The sequence below is a fragment of the Companilactobacillus miaonis genome, assembly GCF_036913615.1.
In the GTDB taxonomy this organism is placed as follows: domain Bacteria; phylum Bacillota; class Bacilli; order Lactobacillales; family Lactobacillaceae; genus Companilactobacillus.
This window is the reverse complement of sequence record NZ_JAYKTX010000015.1, coordinates 1-22,016: the sequence shown is the minus strand read 5'-3', so window position 1 is coordinate 22,016 and position 22,016 is coordinate 1. Positions and strand designations below refer to the sequence as shown.

Below are 22,016 nucleotides of genomic sequence, written 5' to 3'. Positions count from 1 at the left end.
ACGGAGGAAATAATTTGAGTAAAGCAGATGAAGTTATAGAGACAATCGATGATGGTGATTTTTCCAAAGTAGATTCACTCATTCAAGAATCACTAAATCAAGATGATGATCAAACTAAATTTTCTTTAGCCGAAACATTAATGAGTCGTGGATTATCAGTCCAAGCTAAAGTCGTCTACGAACATCTTTTGAAACTATATCCGACTGAAGGACAGATCTTGTCCCGTTTAGCTGAGATTGCCGTTTCAGATGGTAAAAGTGATCTAGCTCTGGATTATATTTCGCAAATCACGCCAGACTCACCAGCTTATGCTGAAAATTTACTGGTTTCAGCTGATATTTATCAATCACAAGCTTTGTATGAAGTGAGTGAGCAAAAATTATTGACTGGTATCCGTGAATTTCCAGATGAAGAAGTTTTTAAGTTTGCATTAGCTGAAGTTTACTTTGATGAAAATAAATTCAGTAAGGCCATTACTTATTACGACATGCTTTTGGATATGGGAATAAAAAATTATTCAGGTATTTCGATCGTATTAAGAAAGGCCAGTTCCTTAGCTGGGGATGGTCAGTATGAAGCTGCTATCAGTGCCTATGAAGATTTGAATGCTATCGAACTAAATGAGGATGCTCAATTCCAATTAGGTTTCTTGTACAATCAAGTTAAAAATTACAACAAATCAATAACTGTCTTGGAAAAACTTTTAGATACTAATCGTGATTATCCAACGGCTTATCCAATTTTGGCCGAAGATTATCTTAATATTAAAAAGAATTCTGAAGCTTTCAAGTACGCTCAATTAGGTTTGAATTTGAATGAATTAGATGATCGTCTTTATCAAATTGCGTTTGAATCAGGCACACCTGAGGATCCGGAGAATGCTATCAAGATTATCGAAAAAGGTATTAAGACAGTCGATGATCCAATGCCTTTGATTATTAAATTGAGTGATTATTACATCACCAAAGGTCAATTTAAGAGTAATTTGGATCTCTTGAGTGATCGTGACGTCAATAACACACCAAAATTAATTTGGAATTTAGCTAAATCTCAATTTGAAACTGACGACATAAAGTCGGCTCAGGATAACATTTTATTAGTTCTGGACGATTTTAAGGACAACCTGGACTACTTATCTGATTTGATTGAAATTTTGCGTAGCACGGACAATAAGGACGTTTTAAAGGCGGCTTTACAATTGTACTTGAAGCAAGACCCAGATAACGAAGATATGCAAGAACTTTTGAATCAAATTTCTGAATAAATCTAAAGTCTGACACTTGTCAGGCTTTTTATATTTCTTAAAATTCGTGTATAGTTATTGTATTAAGCAATGAAATTGAGGTACGAATATGCAAATCAAACAACTTCCTGAAGATTTTAAAGAAGCATTACCAGTATTAGAAAAAATTGAACAAGCCGGATTTGAGGCTTATTTCGTTGGGGGAAGTGTGCGTGATCATATTTTAGGATTGCCGATACATGATGTAGATATAGCAACGAGTGCCTATCCTGAAGAAATCAAACATATTTTTAAAAGAACTGTCGATACGGGGATTCAACATGGAACAGTCACAGTTTTATTGAATGATTCATCTTATGAGATTACGACTTTTCGAACAGAATCAGGCTATCAAGATTTTCGTCGTCCGGATAAAGTTACTTTTGTACGCTCACTTGAAGATGATTTAAAGCGTCGTGACTTTACGATCAACGCCTTAGCAGTCGACCGTAATGGCTATGTCATCGATAAATTTGATGGCCTAAAGGATTTAGATAAGCACGTGATTAAAGCGGTTGGAAAGGCTGAAGAACGATTTCATGAGGATGCGCTAAGAATGATGCGGGCCGTTAGATTTCAAGCGCAGTTGAATTTCACAGTTGAAGAGAAAACTGCTCAAGCTATCGCCGATAATGCTCCCTTATTGTCAAAAATTGCAATTGAACGAATTCGTGAAGAGTTCGTCAAACTCTTGTTGAGCCGTAGTTGGCAGACGGGATTTGCTGAATTTTTGAAATTACATCTGAGTGATTATTGTCCTGGTTTCAAGGATCAGCGAATGGAGTTAGCCGAATTATTGGAAGCTAATCGGGACAAACACTTTGTTGATGAAGAAGAGGCTTGGAGTGCCATTGGGTACGCTTTAACCTTGAATCAAGGTGAGTTCAATCGTTTTTTGCGTGATTGGAAAGTTTCCAATAAAACTCGAGAAATGAGTGTTAATACTTTGAGCATGCTGCATTTATTCGAAGTTGGTGATTATGATCTGTGGAACATTTACAAATTAGGTCTGGACAATTTTCAAAGAGTGATTTCTCTTTGCAAGATGTTACAAATCTCTTTTGACTATGATGCTTTAAGTCAAAAAGTAGAACAGATTCCTATTAAAAGTAGTCATGATTTAAAGATTACGGGTAAGGATATCTGTCAAATTTTGAATGTTAAACCGGGTCCAATCATCGGAAAATCAATGTCCCAAATAGAGCGCGCTGTCGTGGAAGGAAACGTTTTCAATAATTTTGAAGAATTAAGTCATTATTTGTTAAGTAATCAATAATGCTGTGGTATTATGAAACCAGTAAGTATTTTAGGTTTTGAAAGGATGATAATATGACTAAGCATGTTTTTAAGGAATTAAAATTCTATTTTAGAAACGATGACACATGGACTGTTAATCATGGAGAAATGAGTGACGTTTGGATTTCACGTGTTACAACTAGTTATGGACGTATTGAGGGTGGACGTATGCAAGAAATCCATCCATGTAAACGTTTCAGAATTGAAATTCTACCAGCAGCTGACTACATTAAAGATACTGATGTTTCAACAGCCGCTTTAGCTGATGGAATGTTCAACCGTATTATTAAGTATCAAGATATCGAAAAATGCGATATTGTCTTTGAGGATGATGAAGATAAGGCACCAATGCAAATTTACTTCCCATTCAAGCAAAAGGATGCTGAAGGATTAGACAATGCTTATCAAACTTCAACGATTTCAAAGAAGAGTGGTAATTTGTTTATCTCAATCGATCCAGAAAATACTGTTTATGATTTATATAAAGATGCACTTTAATTAATTTTGACGGGACGATTTTTGATCGGTCCCGTTTTTTGTTGAAAGGATAATCATGGGAAATTTAAAAATTGGTTCAATGGTCACAATTGTTGATCAAAAAGATGCCATGAAAAATCAAATTGGAGCTGTTGTTTATTTTGATGAATCACGCCAAAAGATTTTAGTTAGATTCGGCGGAGTACAACAGATGTATTATGATTTGCAACAACTGCAAGAATATCGTTAAGACGTTTTACAATCTAAAGGTTACATGTGATAATAAACATTGAAAAAGTCTTAATACCTCTATCTAATGGGTAGGGGAATTTTTTTATTATAGTGGTGAAAAATAATTGAAAACCTTAAATATTACAAACGCTTCAAAGTCCTTCGGTGAAAGAACATTGTTTACCGATGTGACTTTTACGATCAATGAAGGAGATCGAATCGGTCTTTTAGGATTGAATGGAACTGGTAAGACAACGTTGCTAGACGGAATTGTCAATAACAGCAATTTGAATACGATTACCGTTGATAAGCCTAAAGATTACAAAATTTCATATCTGAAGCAGCAACCTGATTTAGACAAAGACTCGTCAGTAATCGATGCTGTTTTTAATGGCAGTGGCGAGAAATTTCAGCTGATTCGTCAATATGAAAATTCTTTGACTAAATTCAATGCCAATTCAACTGATAGTCAAATTCAAAATGAATTTTTTAAGCTTCAAGAAAAGATGAACGCTCAAGAAGCCTGGCAGATGGAATCTGACGTTAAATCAATGCTCAATAAATTAGGTATCACTGAGTTAGATAAAAAGATTTCAGAATTATCTGGTGGTCAACAAAGACGAGTGGCTTTAGCACAAACTTTGATTTCGGATGCTGATTTATTGATTCTTGATGAACCTACTAATCATTTGGATTATGAAGCTATCGACTGGTTACAAGCTTATTTAAGCAAATATAAGGGCTCTGTTTTATTCGTGACCCATGATCGTTATTTCTTGAATGAAGTTGCGACACGAATTTTTGAAATTGAAAATCGAAACGTTACTGAATATGACGGTAACTACGAAAAGTATTTGCAAGGAAAAGCTGCTAATGAAGAGATCTACGCTTCAGAGCAACATCATAAGACCCAACTCTATAAACAAGAACTAAAATGGATGCGTGCAGGTGTTAAGGCTCGTGGAACCAAACAACAAGCGCGTAAAGATCGTTTTACGAATTTGAAGGAAGATCTGCAAAACAAGCCGGATGTTCAAAAGTCAATGTCAATCGATATTGCACAACAACGTTTGGGAAATGATGTCTTTGATATTAAGGATGCTAGTTTAAAGTTTTCCAATCATATTATTTTAAATGATTTTAGTTATTTAGTTTCTAAAGGTGATCGAATCGGAATCACTGGTGCTAATGGTTCTGGGAAGACAACATTTTTAAATGCAATTGCCAAACAAATTCCATTAGACGCTGGTGAAATCAAGACTGGGCAAACTGTCAAGATTGGTTATTACACACAACACACGCGTGATATGGATCCAGATAAACGGGTCATTCGTTATTTGGAGAGCATTGGTCAAGGGGTTAGAAATTCTGATGGCGAGCACATGTCGGCCTCACAGATGCTAGATACTTTTAAATTTGATCATCAGATGCAAGGTGCCTTCATCCGGGAATTATCTGGTGGTGAAAAGCGTCGTCTCTATCTTTTAGCAATTTTGATGGATCAGCCAAATGTCTTGTTGCTAGATGAACCGACAAATAATTTGGATATTGAAACTTTGACTATTTTGGAAGATTATTTGGGCAGTTTTAAAGGAACTGTTTTAGCCGTTTCTCATGATCGTTATTTCTTAGATAAAGTTGCCGATAAACTGCTAATTTTTGAAGGTCAAGGTGACATTGAAGAGAGTTACGATTCTTACTCGAACTACTTGCAAAAAGCTAACGAGAAAAAGCTTGCTAAGCATCACGAGATCAAGGAACAAAAGCATGAGGAAGTTAAGAAACGAGAAAAGAAATCTGAACCTAAAAAGAAATTGACTTATGCGGAACAAAAAGAATATGAGAAATTAGAGCCAAAGATCGATAAATTGGACCAGCAGATGTCTGATTTAAAAGACCAACTCAATGATCCCGCTAATGATTATCAGACCTTGATGGATGCTCAAAAACAATTGGACGAGCTAAATCAAGAAGCTGATAAATTAATGGAACGTTGGGAATATTTAAGTCAATTTGCTTAGGAGAGAAAAATGCATAACGAACAACAATATTTGGATTTATTGAAATATGTTTTGGAACACGGTCATAAGAAAAATGATCGAACTAAAACAGGTACGATCAGTACTTTTGGATATCAAATGAGATTTGATTTACAAGCCTCGTTTCCACTTTTGACGACTAAGAAAATTCCTTTTGGTTTGATAAAAAGTGAATTGCTCTGGTTCCTACATGGTGACACGAATATTAAGTACTTGTTGGAACACAATAACCATATTTGGGACGAATGGGCCTTTAAAAATTATATTGAGAGTTCTGATTACAAAGGTCCCGATATGACAGATTTTGGACGTCGTAGTTTAGTTGATGAAGACTTTGCAAAGAAGTATCACATTGAAAAAAAGCGATTTGATGAATTAATTTTAAATGACACTGAATTTGCAGAAAAATTTGGCAATCTTGGGGATGTCTATGGTGCCCAGTGGCGTCATTGGCAAAAACGTGATGGCGGATTTATCGATCAAATTCAAAATGTCATTGATCAAATTAAGACAACTCCCGATTCTCGCCGAATGATCGTCAGTGCTTGGAATCCTGAAGATGTACCAACGATGGCCTTGCCACCTTGTCACACTTTGTTTCAATTTTATGTTAATGATGGCAAACTCTCTTGTCAGTTATATCAACGTTCAGGGGATCTTTTTTTAGGAGTTCCGTTCAATATTGCCAGTTATGCGCTGTTGACTCACTTAATTGCCCGTGAGACTGGACTTCAAGTGGGTGAATTCGTTCATACTCTCGGGGATGCACACATTTACCTAAACCATCTGGATCAAGTTCATGAGCAATTGAGACGTAATCCTAGTCCCGGACCGCAATTAGAAATTTCCAGTGATAAGAGTATTTTTGAGATCGACGCTAAAGATATTATTGTTAAAAACTACCAACCACAACCGGCTATTAAAGCACCAGTTGCTGTTTAGGAGGAAATTCGATGATAAGTTTTGTTTGGGCTGAAGATAAGAATCGCATTATTGGGGTAGATGGTCACTTGCCTTGGAATTTACCTGCTGATATGAAACGCTTTAAAGAAACAACCATCAATCATCCCATCGTCATGGGAAGAAGAACTTTTGAAAGTTTTCCCAATGGACCACTACCTAAGCGTTTAAATATTGTCATCTCTAGAAATAGTGATTACAAAGTACCAGAATCAGTTGTTCTGATTAATGACAAGGCTGATTTGAAAAAATATGTTAAAGCGAATGACGAGGTAATGGTCATCGGCGGTAGTGGCATTTTTAAGTTGTTTAAAGATGATGTTGATCGACTCTATTTAACTAGAATCAACCATGAATTTAAGGGTGACACTAAAATGATCGATTTAGACTATAAAAAGTTTAAATTAGTTGAAAAAAAAGAAGGTCATCCGGACAAAGATAATCTTTATCCATATACCTTCGAAACTTGGGATAAACTTTAATTAACGAAAAAGTAAACTGAAAAGTACATTAAAGCTGTTCCTAACATAACAAAAATGTGCCAAATTACGTGAATGTATTTAATATTTTTCATCAAGTAGAGGCAGGCACCGACGGTAAAAGCAACTCCACCAGCGACGAGCAATGAGATACCGACTGTTCCAATAGAATAGTAGAGTGGTTTCATAGCAATAATGATTGCCCAGCCCATGAGAACATAGAGGAGTGTTTCTAAATACTTAAAGCGACCAACGTTAAATATTTTATACAGGATCCCTAAAATTGCTAATGTCCAGATGAAAGCGAGAATTGCAATCCCAAAAGTTGAATGCAAAGCAATCAAGCAATATGGAGTGTAAGTTCCAGCAATCATCAAAAAAATTGAACTGTGGTCAAAGATTTGAAAGACACTTTTAGCTTTGGTGAAATACAAACTATGAAATAAAGTTGAACTTAAATATAAGAAAAATAGTGTAAAAGCATAAATGAAATAAGCAGTGATATTAAGCGGATTTCCTTGATGGAATCCTTTTATCAGTAAGAAAATTGCCCCAATAATTGCTAAAACGATACCGACACCATGTGTCACTGCACTGAAGACTTGATCAGTTATTAAATATGCTCTGGTTGGATTATGTTTATTTGACATTTTTAAGACCTCAATTATTTTTAACTATTTATTAGTATTATAAACGTGTTCAAGGTCTTTTCATATGGGTGGTGTATTGTATAATTAATAAAGATTGTTCATATATTGATAAAAAACTACTTGAATATTGTTAATGTTTTTAATATTAAACAGTAAGTTTGTTATAATTAAGGCAATTAGAACTAAGACCCTATGAAAGAGGGATAAAATGAGTAAAGTAAAAATCCTGACCGATTCATCGGTACAGTTAACCCCAGAAGAAATTGAAAAATATGATGTTAGTGTTGTTCCTTTAACTATCAGTATTGATGATAAAACTTATATTGACGGCGTTAATATCACACGTGAGAAGTTTGTTGAAGAGATGGATTCGTCTAAAGATTTACCTAAGACGTCACAACCCTCAATCGGAACCTTTATGGATGTAATTGATAAAGTACCAGAAGATTATACGGACATCTTGATGTTGATCATGACTCCAGCCATCAGTGGTACGATCAATGCCGCTCGACAAGTTGCGGAAATGTCCAAAAGACATGTCGAAGTTATCGACACTGAATTTACCGACCGTGCCCAAGGTTTTCAAGTATTAAAGGCAGCCAAAATGGCGCAAGAAGGTAAATCAGTTGCAGAAATTAAACAGGCGTTGGATGAATTACGCGATCACACATACTTATACATGGGTGTAACGAGTATTGAAAATATCCTTCGTGGTGGTCGTTTGAGTCGATTCGCTGGCACTCTATCAACCTTGTTGAATATCAATCTAGTTTTGACTGTAAAGAATAACAGTTTAGATATTGCTAAACGTGGTCGAGGTCGAAAGACGATTGAAAAATACATGAATAATGTTATTGAGGAAATCAAAGGTTTGAAGAATATCAAAGCCGTTGGTATTTCGTATGTAGACAAGATGGATTATGTTAACGAATTAAAGGAAAAGTTAGAAGAGATCATCCCGGATGTTCCACTACTAATTAGAGTCACAAGTCCGGTTATTGCAACACATGCCGGGTCAGGTGCCTTCGCAATTGAATTTTATACAGAAAGCTGATGAATGCATCAGCTTTTTTTTGAAAGATGGATTATTAAATGAAGAAAAAAAGTATTTGGATCGTTGTAATTTTAGTTTTATTGATAGCTGGTGGTACAGGTTATTATTTATTCAATAAAAAATCTGCTCAACCAGAAGTAACTCAGGTTAAAAGCAAGGTCAAGACTAAGAAAAAAGTTGATCCTAAAAAGAAAAAAATCAGTATTGTTGCCATTGGTGATTCATTAACTGAAGGAATCGGCGACTCCAAAAAGGTTGGTGGCGGTTATGTCACTCGTTTGCAGTCAAAGGTCCAGAACAATTTTGATGTGGAAACTCATTCACATAATTACGGTGTCTCTGGTGATACTAGTAATCAAATTATGGCTCGAATCAAATCAGATAAGAAGATGCACCAAGATTTACCGAAAGCTGATATTATTACAGTAACAGTTGGTGGTAACGACTTCATGCATCTGTTACAAAGAAAGGGCTTGGATTTAACTGCAGGTCAAATTGCTGATGAACAGAAAAAATTTGATGTTAGATTAAATAAATTGTTATCTGATATTCGAAATTACAATGAGAATGCACCAATTTATTTAGTTGGAATATATAATCCTTTTAGTATCTATTTATCAAATGTCAAAAATGCTAAAATAGCTTTTATCAATTGGAATAAGGGTTCAGCCGAAGTGGCTTCGAAGTTTGACAAGGTCTACTTCGTTGATATAAATAATTTGTACCAAAATAAAAAAATTGATAAAGTCGTACAAAAGAAAGGTGTAAATCCTTATCTTTACAAGAAGGATCATTTCCATCCAAATGGGACCGGTTATGACATGATGACCCAGAAGATTTTTGATAAAGTTAGTGGTACTAAAAAGGAGTGGCTTTTTAAGTAATGAAAAAGAATTATTGGAAATACGCATTTATCGCTTTAGTGGCAATTTTAGTGTTGGCATTTGGCTACATCGGAATTAAAGCAAGTAGTTCACCGGCAGAAAATTATACGGTTAGTTCCAAGATCAATGATAACGATAAAGTTTTCACGGTTAACATGACCAAAGCAGAAGCAAATAAATTTGCTCAATATTATCTCAAACATACTTTGAATAACGGTAAAACTGAATATCAATTAGTCCTGAAAAAAGATGCTGAATTGACAAGTGACATCTCCTTTTTAGGGGCAAAACTTCACGTGACGATTTTAATGCAGCCATATGCTAAAACTAATGGTGATGTGCTCTTAAAAGCAAAAGAAATGAAAATCGGAGACTTATCGTTGCCAATATCTTTTGTAATGAATTATATTAAGAATAGTTTTAAGACACCTAACTGGGTCAGCATCAATGGCAAAGATAAGACTGTGCTCTTGAAGTTTACTAAATTTACGACCAAAGAAGGTTACGGTATCAGAGCAAAGAATATTGATTTGAAGAACAATAAGTTATCATTTGAAGTAATGAATACCAAAATTACCAATAATCAATAGATTGGGGTTTGTATGAGAAGAAGTTTTTACGAATATTTAATGACACTACGCAATGCGGATAGTGTTGAACCAGAGGCGGAATTTGCGAATAACGCTTTTCACGATCAATCTTTTCCAAAACATGAGGAGAGTTATACGAAAATTTCTGATTATTTAGAGCTAAATGCAGGCTATTTGCCTAGTATGAGTATTTTTGATGAGATTTATCAAAAGTATCAAGAAATTGACAGGAAATAGGTGAGGACAATGGCATTACAGTGGTATCCCGGGCATATGAATAAGGCAAAAAATCAAGTTCAAGATCGATTAAAATTAGTTGATATTGTACTTGAAATTGTTGATGCAAGATTGCCTTTTTCATCAAGAAATCCCGTTTTAGAGCAAATTATTGATCAGAAGAAGCATATTATCATATTAAATAAATCTGATTTGGCTGACCCTAAAATCACAGCTGATTGGAAGTTGAATTTTGAGCAAGAAGGCACAAAATCTGTCGAATTAGACGCTAAACACAACAAGGGATTAGGTCAGATCAAGAGTTTGATTCGTTCAGAATTGGCCGATAAAATTGACCGTTATGAAAAAAACGGGGTTAAAAACTATCGAATCAAAGCCATGTGTATTGGAATTCCCAACGTTGGTAAATCAACAATCTTGAATCGTTTTGTTGGTAAAAATGTGGCTATCACTGGTAACAAACCAGGTGTCACAAAGAATCAAAACTGGTTGAAGACTAATATTGGTATCGACTTGTTAGATACACCAGGAATTCTCTGGCCTAAGATCGACGATCCTAAAGTTGGAATGAAATTAGCGTTATCGGGGGCTATCAAAGAAAAAATTTATGCTCCCGATGATGTGGCAATTTATGCGCTCGACTTCCTGGAAAATCATTACATGGATCAGTTATTGACAACTTATAAACTTGATAATTCAGACATTTTTAACCATACGACACCAGAATTGTTGATGGATCTAACGAAGAAATTTGGATACAAAGAAGATTATGATCGTGCGTCACGCAAAATTATTGATGACGTTAGAAAGTTGAAATTGGGACGTTTGACTTTCGATATTCCTGGGGAATTTTATGAAGAATAAGTATACGATTTCTGAAATTAAGCAATTTTTGAATGAAAATCCCTCTGCTGATTTACTAGAAGAATTAAAGCGAGACACCCGAATCGGAGTAGAGAAATTATTAAAGCAATACTTTAAAAGAGTTGCCCAACAAAAAGAATTAGTCGAACGGTTTCATAACAAGGAATTTTTAGAAAAGCCTTTTTGGCAACAGGGCAAAGTAGTCGCTGGAGTTGATGAAGTCGGTCGAGGTCCATTAGCAGGGCCAGTCGTTACGGCTGCGGTTATCTTACCAGCAGATAATACCCTTTATGAGGTCGATGACTCAAAAAAATTGTCGATTACAAAAAGAGATCAGCTTTACAAACAAATTTGCGCTCAAGCACTTGACATCAGTGTTGCTCTTGGCAGTCCTTCATTGATTGATCAAGAGAATATTTATCATGCCACGGAACTTACGATGCGTGATTCAATTAATAATTTGTATTTAAAACCAGATCAGATCTTAGTCGATGCAATGACGATTCCAGTCGATATCAGCCAGACTAAGTTGATCAAGGGTGATTCTAAGTCTTTGAGCATTGGAGCCGCTAGTATCGTCGCTAAGGTGTCTCGTGACCGACTTATGATGATGTATAGTCGTAAGTATCCTGAATTTGATTTTGAAAACAACGATGGCTATGGTACGAAGAAACATTTACAAGCTTTGGCAGAATTTGGTCGAACGAAAATTCATCGAATGAGTTTTGCTCCAGTAAAAAATATTAATAAAATGTACTAAAAAAACAAATCACTTCCGTAATTTACTTTGAGGGAGTGATTTTTTTATGACAGAATTAACCAATTTTTTAATTAAATGTCGCTTGACAGGAATGGTTTCTAATCAAATTATGTTGAAAATTATCAGAATTTCTCTGAAAAGTGATAATCTAAGAGAAGAATCTTTTAATTTTTTGAAAACCGAATGGGGAATTGATAAATTTCATCAGTTTCTACTATTATTAGGTAATCAGCCTAAAAGTAATTGTCAGGCGATAAATTATCTAGATGATAGTTATCCCAATATTTTAAGAACTATTTATAATCCGCCGGCACTCTTGTTTTTTAAAGGAAATATTGCTTTACTTAAAACTGAATGTGTTGCCATTGTTGGTTCAAGATTGGCCAGTGATTACAGTCATCGCTGTCTGGGTGGTCTTGTTCCACGTTTAGTTAATCGTTATACTATTGTGAGCGGTTTAGCTAAAGGTGTCGATGCATGGGCCCATGAAACTACTTTAAGGAATAATGGTTCAACGATTGCGGTCATTGGTAGTGGGTTGGATACTTTTTATCCTAAGGAGAATCGCTCTTTGCAAACGGAAATTATGCAAAAAGGTTTAGTGATAAGTGAGTATCCACCCAAGAGTAAAATTGAACCGTGGCATTTTCCACAACGTAATCGGATTATTGCTGGACTCAGTCAAAAAGTGATTATTACTGAAGCTAAGAAAAAAAGCGGTTCACTGATCACTGCTGATTTAGCTTTAGAAAATAATCGGGAAGTTTTAGCCATCCCCGGTCGAATCGATGTCACTCTGTCAGCTGGTTGTAACAAGTTGATTGAAGAAGGGGCGACACCTTTAATAGATTTTAATAATCTCTAGATTTAGGAAATCCAATTGTTAAATTTATCTTTTGGATTGACAAAATAAAAATCTGTGATTAATATATTGAACAGTTTTAACTGAACCATTTTGGAAAGGAGCACTTTGCGTGCCATCAACACAGAAAAATTTGGTGATCGTTGAATCACCATCAAAAGCAAAAACAATTGAAAAGTATTTGGGACGTAATTATCACGTTGTTGCTAGTCTTGGTCATGTTCGTGATTTACCTAAGAGTCAAATGGGAGTCGATATTGAACATGATTATGAACCTAAGTACATCTCTATTCGTGGTAAAGGTCCTGTTATTAAAGATTTGAAGAAAGAAGCTAAAAAAGCTAAACGAGTTTATCTTGCAGCCGATCCGGATCGTGAAGGAGAGGCCATCGCTTGGCATGTTTCACATCTATTAGGCTTGGATGATGAAGGAAAAAATCGAGTAGTTTTCAATGAAATTACTAAAGATAAAGTTAAGCAAGCTTTTAAAACACCTCGATCAATCGATATGAATCTAGTTGATGCTCAACAGGCTAGACGTGTTTTAGATCGTTTAGTGGGTTATTCAATTTCGCCAATTCTTTGGGCAAAAGTTAAAAAGGGATTGAGTGCTGGACGTGTTCAATCAATTGCTTTGAAATTAGTTATTGAAAAAGAAAATGAGATCAAGAATTTTGTTCCTCAAGAATATTGGACGATTGAATCAACTTTTAAACACAATAGAGATAAATTTAAAGCTAATTTTTACGGTTTAGATGGTAAGAAATTAGAATTAAAAGATAACGCTCAAGTTCAAGATGTTCTGGGACGTGTCGATAAAAAAGCTGATTTTAATATCGACAAAGTTACCAAAAAAGAACGTAAACGTTTCCCAGCAGCACCATTTACAACTAGTTCTTTACAACAAGAAGCTAATAAGCGCTTAAATTATAAGACTAGAAAGACCATGATGATTGCTCAGCAGCTTTATGAAGGAATCAATTTGGGACGTAAGGAAGGCACAGTTGGTTTAATCACTTATATGCGTACTGATTCTAAACGTATTTCAAAAGTGGCTGAAGCTGAAGCATCAAAATTCATCCACGAAGCATATGGCGAACCATTTGCAGCTATCAAAGAACGTAAGGATAAGAACCAAGAAGGTGCTCAAGATGCCCATGAAGCTATTCGCCCTTCATCAGTTATGCGGACACCTAAATCTTTGAAAGACGTCTTAAGTCGTGACCAATATCGTTTGTACGATTTAATTTGGTCCAGATTTGTAGCTAGTCAAATGACACCAGCTGTTTTTGATACAATGACAGTTGATTTATCACAAAATGGTGTTATGTTTAGAGCCAACGGTTCAAAGATGAAATTTGAAGGTTATCGCAAAGTTTATCAAAGCACTTCCGAAAGCAGTAAGAAAGACAACTTATTGCCAGAATTGGTTGAAAATGACAAGGCTAAACTACAATCAAATGATCCGGCTCAACATTTTACTCAACCACCAGCAAGATTTACTGAAGCTTCATTGGTCAAAGCGCTTGAAGAAAATGGAGTTGGTCGTCCATCAACTTATGCACCAACGATTGATACGATTCAACGCCGTTACTATGTTAAGTTAAACGGTAAGAGTTTTGAACCAACAGAACTTGGTGAGATCGTTGATAATTTGATTCAAAACTATTTCCCAGACATCGTTAATATTGATTTCACAGCTAACTTGGAAGATGAACTTGATAATATTGAAGAAGGTAAAGAAAACTGGGTCAAAGTGGTTGATCGCTATTACAAACCATTTGCCAAGGAATTGGAATCTGCTGAAGATAAAATTGAAAAAGTTCAGATCAAAGATGAGCCAGCTGGTATGGATTGTGATATCTGTGGAGCTCCGATGGTTATCAAATTAGGTAGATATGGTAAATTTTATGCCTGTTCACGCTTCCCAGATTGTCGTAACACTAAGCCAATCGTTAAAGAGATCGGCGTAGTTTGTCCTAAGTGTAAAAAGGGACAAGTGATCGAAAGAAAATCAAAGAAGAATCGTATTTTCTACGGTTGTTCACGTTATCCTGACTGTGACTTCGTTTCATGGGATAAACCAATTGGACGTGATTGTCCAAAAGATGGTCACTACTTAGTTGAAAAGAAAGTTAAGGGTGGTCGTCAAGTAATCTGTCCAAATGGAGATTATGAAGAGGATATTCAAAAATAAATGATAGAAGAAGATTTAATCAATAAATTTGTTGATAATTTAATGGTTAATCATCATTACTCGAAAGAAACAAAAAAATCTTATTTGGAAGATATAGATAATTTTGTTTCTTTTTTGTCTAAAAATGGTGGTTTCCATGGGTTCACTAAGATCAATCGCGTTGATGTGGAAACTTATTTAACTTATTTAGATGAAAAAAATTATGCTCAAGAAACAGTAGCTCGTAGAATTTCTGCTTTGCGTTCGTTTTATAATTTTTTAGTTCGTAATAAGTTCATTCAACAAAATCCGTTTGATTTAATTCAGTTGCGCCACAAGGGTCGAAAATTGCCTCGTTTCTTCTATGAAAAAGAGATGAATCAACTTTTTGAAGCCGTTAGAGGGGATGATCCGCTATCCTTAAGAAATTCGGCGTTGTTAGAATTGCTCTATGCCACTGGCATGCGTGTTAGTGAGTGTGCTAATCTATTATTAGATCAATTGGATTTTGACAATAATATCGTTTTAATACACGGAAAAGGGGATAAGGATCGTTATGTTCCCTTTGGAAGCTATGCTAAAGCGACATTGAAGAAGTACTTTGATCAAGGTAGACCTGTTTTGATGAAGAAATTTCATCAAGAACATCAATATGTTTTTGTGAATAGTCGTGGCAAAAATGTTACTAGTCGAGGGATTGAATATATTTTGAATCAGATCATCAAGAAGACTAGTCTGACTTCAGATATTCATCCGCATATGATTCGACATACGTTTGCCACACACATGTTAGAACACGGTGCTGATTTACGAACTGTTCAAGAATTGCTCGGACATTCGAGTCTTTCAACGACACAAATCTACACCCACGTTACAATGGAACATTTACAAAATGATTATAAAAAATATTTTCCGAGGTAAATAAATGACTACAATAGTTGCTGTAAAACATGATGGCCACACTGCAATTGCCGGTGATGGACAAGTTACATTAGGTGAAAAATACATTATGAAGGGCTCAGCTCACAAGGTTAGACGTATTTTTGATAACCAAGTTGTGATTGGCTTTGCTGGTGGTGTTGCTGATGCTATCACTTTACAAGATTGGTTAGAAAAGAAATTAAAGGCATATTCAGGTAATCTGAAGCGTGCAGCAGTGGAACTAGCCCAAGATTGGCGCAAAGACCCTACACTACAAAAATTGGAAGCAATGTTGATTGCAATGGATAAAGATAATCTATTGTTGATTTCTGGTAGTGGTGAAGTTATCGAACCAGATGAAGACGTTGTTGCTATCGGTTCTGGTGGTAATTTTGCGCAAGCAGCTGCCATCGCTATGCAAAGACATGCTCAAGATATGGATGCTGAACAAATGGCTGTCGAGGCAATCAAGATTGCTTCAAGTATCGATATTTTTACAAATGAAAATATTATTTCAGATAAATTTTAAAAGAGTGGAGAACAATAAATGGATACAGATACATTAACCCCTAAGCAAATTGTTGCTCAACTAGACAATTACATTATTGGTCAAACTGATGCTAAAAAGGCGGTAGCAATTGCTTTATACAACCGTTATCGTCGAATGCAAGTCCCAGAAAAATTACAACAAGAAATCACACCTAAGAATTTGATGATGATTGGACCTACAGGTGTCGGTAAAACAGAAATCGCTCGTCGCTTGGCGAAAATCGTCAACGCCCCATTTGTCAAAGTTGAAGCTACAAAGTTTACTGAAGTTGGTTATGTCGGACGCGATGTTGAATCAATGGTCCGCGATTTAGTAAGTATGGCTGTTTCAATGGTCGAAAAAGAAAAGTTTGATGAGATTAGACCGGAAGTTCGTCGTGATGTGGATAAGAAGTTGGTTAAGTTGTTAGCTCCTGGTATCAAGAAAGAAAAACGCCAAAACAACAACGACTTCATGAGTATGCTCAATAGTATGCAAAATCCAAATAACTCACAAAGTTTGGGAAGTATCTTTGGTAACCAAGACACTATCGATGAAGATCCAGATGCTAATGCGGAAGTTACTGATGATATTCGTAATCAAAGACTAAGCGTCAAAGAGCAACTTGATAAAGGTTTGTTGGAAAATGAAGAAGTAACTATCAAAGTTGAAGAGTCTAAAAAAGTTGGACCAATGGATGATCAAATGGGCCAAATGGGTATCGACATGAGCGGTATGATGGATTCATTGATGCCTAAAAAGACTATCACGAGAACTTTGCCGGTTAAAGAAGCACGTGAACTCTTGATTCAACAAGAATCAGAAAAACGTGTCGATCATGATGAAATTTATCAAAAGGCAATTGAAAGAACTCAAAATAAAGGAATTATCTTTATTGATGAGTTCGATAAAATTGCTGCTGGTAGTAAGAAAAATTCTGGCGAAGTTTCTCGTGAAGGTGTTCAACGTGACATCTTGCCTATCGTTGAAGGCTCAAGAATCAATACTAAGTATGGTCCAGTTGATACTGATCATATCCTCTTTATTGCTTCAGGTGCCTTTGCTGAAAGTAAACCTAGTGATTTGATTGCTGAATTACAAGGTCGTTTCCCAATTCGAGTAGAATTGAAAGATTTGACTGAAAACGACTTCATCCAAATTTTGACAAAGCCAGATAATGCCTTGACAAAACAATATGTTGCTTTGACACGTGCTGATGGCATACATTTAACTTTTACTAAAGAATCCGTCGAAGAGATTGCAAAGATTGCTTTTGAGTTAAATAATAGTAATCAAAATATAGGTGCCAGAAGACTTTCAACCGTTCTGGAGAAAATTTTGGCCGATATTCTTTATGAAGGTCCTGATATGCAAATGGGTGATATAACCATCACTCGTGAGTATGTTCGTGAACAAGTCGGTAAAATCGCCGAAGATCAAGACCTTTCACGTTATATACTATAGGGGACAATTATGACAGTCTATCAATTAAAAAATGATTTTTTAACCGTAAAAATTGAATCACTGGGTGCTGAAATTATTAGTGTTACAAATAAAGATGGGGTTGAATTTATTTGGCAAGCTAATCCAAACGTATGGGGTAGACATGCTCCAGTTCTGTTTCCAATTGTTGGTCGCTTAAAAGATAATCATTACTTTGTTGATGATCAAGAGTATCATATGACCCAACATGGATTTGCTCGTGATCAAGAGTTTAGTTTAGATTCACAATCTGATTCACAACTAGTTTTGAGCTTGACAACTAGTGAAAAGAGCTTGGAAAAGTATCCTTATCATTTCAAATTACGGGTAGTTTATCAGTTAGTTAAGGGAACGCTACAAATTTCTTATTTAGTTGATAGCTTGGAACAATCTCAGGAAATGTACTTCTCAATCGGAGCTCATCCTGGATTTGCCGTACCTTTTGAAAAAGGCGTTAATTATGAAGATTTCAAAGTTTCAGTAGACCCTAAAGAAACTAGAACTTTGATTCCAATCAATGGTGAAACAGGAAATATTGATTTAAACAATGAAGAAAAGGTTGATAATCAAGATTTTGATTTGAAACATGATGCCTTTGTTAATGATGCGATAGTTTATCGATTGAATGAACCAACGCAAGTAACGATTGCTAGTCCAAAGAGTGATCGTCAAGTGATTTTGGATACCGGAAATGCTAAATTCTTCGGTATGTGGTCCTCATATCCAACCGAAGGTAACTTTATGTGTATCGAACCTTGGTGGGGCGTTGCTGATAAGAGTGACACTGACAATCAATTGAAGACTAAGTATGGCATCAATCATTTAGCTCCGGGAGAGCAATTTGAAGCTTATTATAGTATTTCAGTGAATTGAAATTAAAACTAAAAGCCCAGTCAGAAGTTTCTGACTGAGCTTTTTTGTGTAGGGAAAAATAAATTTATCTTTCAACACTACGAGCAATGCTTGCAAGATAGTGTCGATAGCCACCTAAGGCCTGTTTTAATTCAGCAATATTTTCAAAACGATTACGTTGGCAATCTCCAATGTGTTGAAGATCAAAACCAATTTCTTTATTGAGAATAGCCATGTTACGGATAATATCAGGTTGACTGGATTCTTGGGATGTTCCAATAGCGCTAAGAGCTAAAACGTTGTGTTGATGAGCTAAATCAACCGCTTCTTTCAATTCTTCACGACGAATCCCCCAAACTGTGCCAACCGCAGGTAAGAGTAAAATATCAGTCCCAGCAGCGATGTATTCTTCGATTACTTCTTTTGTAAAAATCGGTTCATTACCGCCAGCCTTGTGCATCTTTCCGGCAATAATCAGGCCTTTAAAATGTTCTTTAGCAAGTTTAATAGCATTTGCAATGGCTTTGTTAGAAGTTCCAACACCAGGATTGGCAGTTAAACAAATAAAGTCAAAACCGAGTTCTTTAGCTTTTTTTAGTGATTCTATTGAAGCCTGCCGACCTTTGGCTATTTCTCGCCTTTCTTCAAGCATTTCAATATCGGGATCAACTGGTTCTAAATTAACACCGATTGGGCGGCCAACTAGCTTCTTTAAAGTTTTGATAACTGATTCATCCGGCTGAGCAGTTGCAAGAGTTAATTGGTTAGGGGTTCCTAAAACAATTGGATTAAAGGTGTCAAAACCATTTAAGAGAATCATATCTGCTCCGAAAGCACGAACCATTTCACTAGTAGTAATTCCGCCCTCAACAGTTTCGTGGACAACAACATTTTCACTCATAACAACACGACCCTCACTAGCTTTAATCGCTGTGAAAAGATCATCTTTGGACATTTTTGAAATTTCACTGGCAGTTGCACTGATAAGTCTTTTAACCATTTTTATTACCATCCTTTTAGTTTACATTTATTGTTCGGCAAGTAACTGCTTGTTGTTAATAGAAGAGACAAAAGGTAAATAAATTAATGTTCCGATGATTAAATTGAAAATTTGTAAAATTGAACCACTGATACTATTAGTGGCTAAATAACCAGAAATGATTGGTGGCATAGTCCAGTTAAGAACGGTTCCTGTCGGTTTAGCAACGATTCCAAGTTTCATACTGAAGTAGGTCGTTGTAGCAAAAATCATTGGTACGATGATGAAAGGAATCAAGATGGCGACATTGAAAACAACTGGATAACCAAACATGATTGGTTCGTTAATATTAAAAACAGCTGGGGCAGTAGCAACTGAAGTTAAAGTTTTACTTTCAGCACTGCCTTTTTTCATAAAAATCAAAATGAATAAAGCTAATACTAGACATGCGGTGGCACCTGATCCACCCATATAAGTGAAATTAGCGATAAATGAATTTGTGACAATATGTGGTAGTTCTTTACCTTGTTGAAGTGCTAAACGATTAGCGTCCGAGTTCATTAACCAAATTGGACCCATAGCTGAGTTGATAACTGTTCCGTGCACACCAATTGACCAAACCAAACTATTTAAACCAACGGCAATCAGTGTTCCTGCTAAGGTTCCACCTAAGAATGAAAGTGGTTTTTCCAAAACTTCAAGAATTACTTCGTGGATATTATCAAAACCAAACATTCCGATAATTAAAGCAATGATGATCCACATGAAGACAATAACAACACCAGGTATTAATGCACTGAAGGTTTTTGAAATTGCCGGTGGAACACTTTCTGGCATTTTGATTTCAACATTATGTAGAATGAACCACGAGAATATTTTTGCCGAAATCAAACCTAAAACAATTGCGACAATCAAACCTTTACTTCCTAAGTAAGTTAAATCAATACCAGCAATACCCTCTTTTGTAACGATTACTGGTGTAATAGTTAGGAAAGATCCTAAAGCAACAAAACCTGATCCAATTGATTTTAATTCGTCTTGGATACAACTTTTAGTGTAAGAGTAGGCAATACCAAAAACAGTTGGAATTACCATAATTCCAAAGGTCATATCTGTCATCCCTTTTAATAAATTACTAAGATTACCAAAATAGGGAAGGGATATTCCCTTAAGTATTTCTGCCCAATTATCTATCGGTAAGGCACTAATGATCAAAGGAATTGAACCGATGATAATTAGAGTAACAGCTAGTCCAACGCCATCTCTGATAGCAGTCAGGGCACGATTGGCCGCTAATTTGTTGGCATAAGGTAGAATCTTTTTATTTAAAAAATCATTGAATCCGCCTTTCATAGTCTTTTCCCCCAATATAATCTGATAAAATTCTATTCTCCAATTATTTTAAAAACTCACTTTAGACTAATTATTTTTCTCCTTTCTGTTGAATGTGCTTACAGTATAATATAAATATAAATCAATGTAAACATCTTTTAAAATTAAATGACTAGTCTTTTAAAAGCAAAAGAAAAATATATTAAAACATGATAAAATTGTTTGTATAAATTAGGAGAGATCGCTTATGAATTATAAATATATTGAAATTGCTAAAGCCATTAAAGAAAAAATTAATGATGGAACCTATTTGCCAGGGGACCTTCTCCCAGATCAAACTCAAATTGCAAAGGAATTTAATACCACCCGTTCTACGGTTCACAAAGCTTTAAAGGATTTGATTATTGAGGGAATGATTTATTCAAAACGTGGAGCTGGAACATTTGTCAGAAAAGACTATTCATTGCTTAATGATCATCATCAAAGTGTGACTGATTTTGATGATCCTTTTAGTAGTGAATTATCGAATAAGTTGGAAAGTAAAATTTTACAATTTTCAGTACGAATGCCAAGTGATGCTGAAAGGAACCATTTATTAATAGAGCCTGAAGTCTCAATCTATGAGGTTCGGCGGATTAGATTCTTAGCTGGGGAAGTTTTTTCATACGAACATTTTTTAATGCCGACAACTATTATTAAATTAACTAAGGAAATTTTGAAAAAATCAGTTTATCAAAATTTAAGAGAACAAAATTTTCATATTGAAGGAACTCATCGGATTATCAATGCCAAAAGGGCCAGTGAGAAGGATTTAAAAAATGGAATTGCTCAAAGCGATTCTGATCCAGTACTAGTTATAAGGCAACTGAATTATTTAGATGATGGTCAACCTTTCCAACTTCTAGAAACTAGATACCCTTTTGCAAAGAGTGATTTGATTTCTGATATTACAGTTTAAAAAAAATAAGCCCGGCATCAATTAAGAAATTAATGAAGTGCAACAGAAAAGTTAGACAAAATTATATTTTTTAAATTACTAAGGTATGTTCCCTGTATTCACGGGGGGACATACCTTTTGT

Annotated in this window: 23 protein-coding genes; 20 read left to right on the top strand and 3 right to left on the bottom strand. The window is 35.4% G+C overall.

All coding sequences use genetic code 11. The features are described from left to right. Positions 1-14 precede the first annotated feature (14 nt). From U8521_RS11505 to U8521_RS11475, 7 genes are all read left to right on the top strand, one after another. Positions 15-1,265: a tetratricopeptide repeat protein gene (locus U8521_RS11505; protein WP_334332530.1), complete on the top strand. Its 1,251-nt coding sequence runs from the start codon at positions 15-17 to the stop codon at positions 1,263-1,265. Between the two features lie 88 nt (positions 1,266-1,353). Beyond that, positions 1,354-2,559, top strand: a complete 1,206-nt coding sequence (locus U8521_RS11500) for a CCA tRNA nucleotidyltransferase (RefSeq protein WP_334352797.1) — start codon at positions 1,354-1,356, stop codon at positions 2,557-2,559. 53 nt (positions 2,560-2,612) lie between these two features. Beyond that, positions 2,613-3,077 (top strand): hypothetical protein, encoded by a 465-nt coding sequence (locus U8521_RS11495; protein WP_334332528.1) that lies wholly within the window; start codon positions 2,613-2,615, stop codon positions 3,075-3,077. 55 nt (positions 3,078-3,132) lie between these two features. Further along, positions 3,133-3,306, top strand: coding sequence for a hypothetical protein (locus U8521_RS11490; RefSeq protein WP_334332527.1), 174 nt, complete (start codon positions 3,133-3,135; stop codon positions 3,304-3,306). 106 nt (positions 3,307-3,412) lie between these two features. Further along, on the top strand, positions 3,413-5,308 hold the full coding sequence (locus tag U8521_RS11485; RefSeq protein ID WP_334352796.1) for an ABC-F family ATP-binding cassette domain-containing protein: 1,896 nt from the start codon (positions 3,413-3,415) through the stop codon (positions 5,306-5,308). A 9-nt stretch (positions 5,309-5,317) separates the two neighbouring features. After that, entirely contained in the window at positions 5,318-6,268 is a 951-nt protein-coding gene (locus U8521_RS11480) for a thymidylate synthase (protein ID WP_334332525.1), read from the top strand. Between the two features lie 11 nt (positions 6,269-6,279). Further along, the gene (locus U8521_RS11475) at positions 6,280-6,768 is read left to right on the top strand and encodes a dihydrofolate reductase (RefSeq protein ID WP_334352795.1); all 489 of its coding nucleotides are present in this window, start codon (positions 6,280-6,282) and stop codon (positions 6,766-6,768) included. Here the strand turns inward: U8521_RS11475 and trhA are convergent. Continuing rightward, positions 6,765-7,415, bottom strand: coding sequence for a PAQR family membrane homeostasis protein TrhA (gene trhA / locus U8521_RS11470; protein WP_334352794.1), 651 nt, complete (start codon positions 7,413-7,415; stop codon positions 6,765-6,767). The genes U8521_RS11475 and trhA overlap by 4 nt on opposite strands. A gap of 208 nt (positions 7,416-7,623) precedes the next feature. On the opposite strand from trhA, the gene U8521_RS11465 reads away from it, so the two are divergent. The 12 genes from U8521_RS11465 to U8521_RS11410 all read left to right on the top strand — a co-directional run bounded on the left by U8521_RS11465 (position 7,624) and on the right by U8521_RS11410 (position 18,647). Next, positions 7,624-8,469: a DegV family protein gene (locus tag U8521_RS11465; RefSeq protein ID WP_334332522.1), complete on the top strand. Its 846-nt coding sequence runs from the start codon at positions 7,624-7,626 to the stop codon at positions 8,467-8,469. A 38-nt stretch (positions 8,470-8,507) separates the two neighbouring features. Further along, on the top strand, positions 8,508-9,353 hold the full coding sequence (locus U8521_RS11460) for a DUF459 domain-containing protein (RefSeq protein WP_334332521.1): 846 nt from the start codon (positions 8,508-8,510) through the stop codon (positions 9,351-9,353). Beyond that, the gene (locus tag U8521_RS11455; RefSeq protein WP_334352793.1) at positions 9,353-9,943 is read left to right on the top strand and encodes a YpmS family protein; all 591 of its coding nucleotides are present in this window, start codon (positions 9,353-9,355) and stop codon (positions 9,941-9,943) included. Before U8521_RS11460 ends, U8521_RS11455 begins: the two co-directional genes overlap by 1 nt. Before the next feature lie 12 nt (positions 9,944-9,955). Beyond that, entirely contained in the window at positions 9,956-10,180 is a 225-nt protein-coding gene (locus tag U8521_RS11450) for a YozE family protein (protein WP_135373343.1), read from the top strand. A gap of 9 nt (positions 10,181-10,189) precedes the next feature. After that, the gene (ylqF, locus tag U8521_RS11445) at positions 10,190-11,044 is read left to right on the top strand and encodes a ribosome biogenesis GTPase YlqF (protein WP_334332519.1); all 855 of its coding nucleotides are present in this window, start codon (positions 10,190-10,192) and stop codon (positions 11,042-11,044) included. Beyond that, the gene (gene rnhB / locus U8521_RS11440; protein ID WP_334352792.1) at positions 11,034-11,804 is read left to right on the top strand and encodes a ribonuclease HII; all 771 of its coding nucleotides are present in this window, start codon (positions 11,034-11,036) and stop codon (positions 11,802-11,804) included. Before ylqF ends, rnhB begins: the two co-directional genes overlap by 11 nt. 46 nt (positions 11,805-11,850) lie before the next feature. Continuing rightward, complete coding sequence (dprA, locus tag U8521_RS11435) at positions 11,851-12,669, top strand: DNA-processing protein DprA (RefSeq protein WP_334352791.1); 819 nt, start codon at positions 11,851-11,853, stop codon at positions 12,667-12,669. A 109-nt stretch (positions 12,670-12,778) separates the two neighbouring features. After that, a complete protein-coding gene (gene topA, locus U8521_RS11430) occupies positions 12,779-14,863 on the top strand; it encodes a type I DNA topoisomerase (RefSeq protein WP_334352790.1) in 2,085 nt (694 codons plus the stop codon). Continuing rightward, positions 14,864-15,763, top strand: coding sequence for a tyrosine recombinase XerC (xerC, locus tag U8521_RS11425; protein ID WP_334352789.1), 900 nt, complete (start codon positions 14,864-14,866; stop codon positions 15,761-15,763). A 4-nt stretch (positions 15,764-15,767) separates the two neighbouring features. After that, a complete protein-coding gene (gene hslV, locus U8521_RS11420; protein ID WP_135373355.1) occupies positions 15,768-16,292 on the top strand; it encodes an ATP-dependent protease subunit HslV in 525 nt (174 codons plus the stop codon). 18 nt (positions 16,293-16,310) lie between these two features. Further along, a complete protein-coding gene (gene hslU, locus U8521_RS11415) occupies positions 16,311-17,756 on the top strand; it encodes an ATP-dependent protease ATPase subunit HslU (protein ID WP_334332514.1) in 1,446 nt (481 codons plus the stop codon). Between the two features lie 9 nt (positions 17,757-17,765). Next, entirely contained in the window at positions 17,766-18,647 is an 882-nt protein-coding gene (locus U8521_RS11410) for an aldose 1-epimerase family protein (protein ID WP_334352788.1), read from the top strand. A 64-nt stretch (positions 18,648-18,711) separates the two neighbouring features. Here the strand turns inward: U8521_RS11410 and U8521_RS11405 are convergent, their stop codons facing one another. Next, positions 18,712-19,626: a DUF7916 family protein gene (locus U8521_RS11405; protein ID WP_334352787.1), complete on the bottom strand. Its 915-nt coding sequence runs from the start codon at positions 19,624-19,626 to the stop codon at positions 18,712-18,714. A 27-nt stretch (positions 19,627-19,653) separates the two neighbouring features. After that, positions 19,654-20,958: a PTS sugar transporter subunit IIC gene (locus U8521_RS11400; protein WP_334352786.1), complete on the bottom strand. Its 1,305-nt coding sequence runs from the start codon at positions 20,956-20,958 to the stop codon at positions 19,654-19,656. 226 nt (positions 20,959-21,184) lie between these two features. Here U8521_RS11400 and U8521_RS11395 point away from each other — a divergent pair, with 226 nt between their 5' ends. After that, positions 21,185-21,895, top strand: a complete 711-nt coding sequence (locus U8521_RS11395) for a GntR family transcriptional regulator (RefSeq protein WP_334352785.1) — start codon at positions 21,185-21,187, stop codon at positions 21,893-21,895. Positions 21,896-22,016 lie beyond the last annotated feature (121 nt).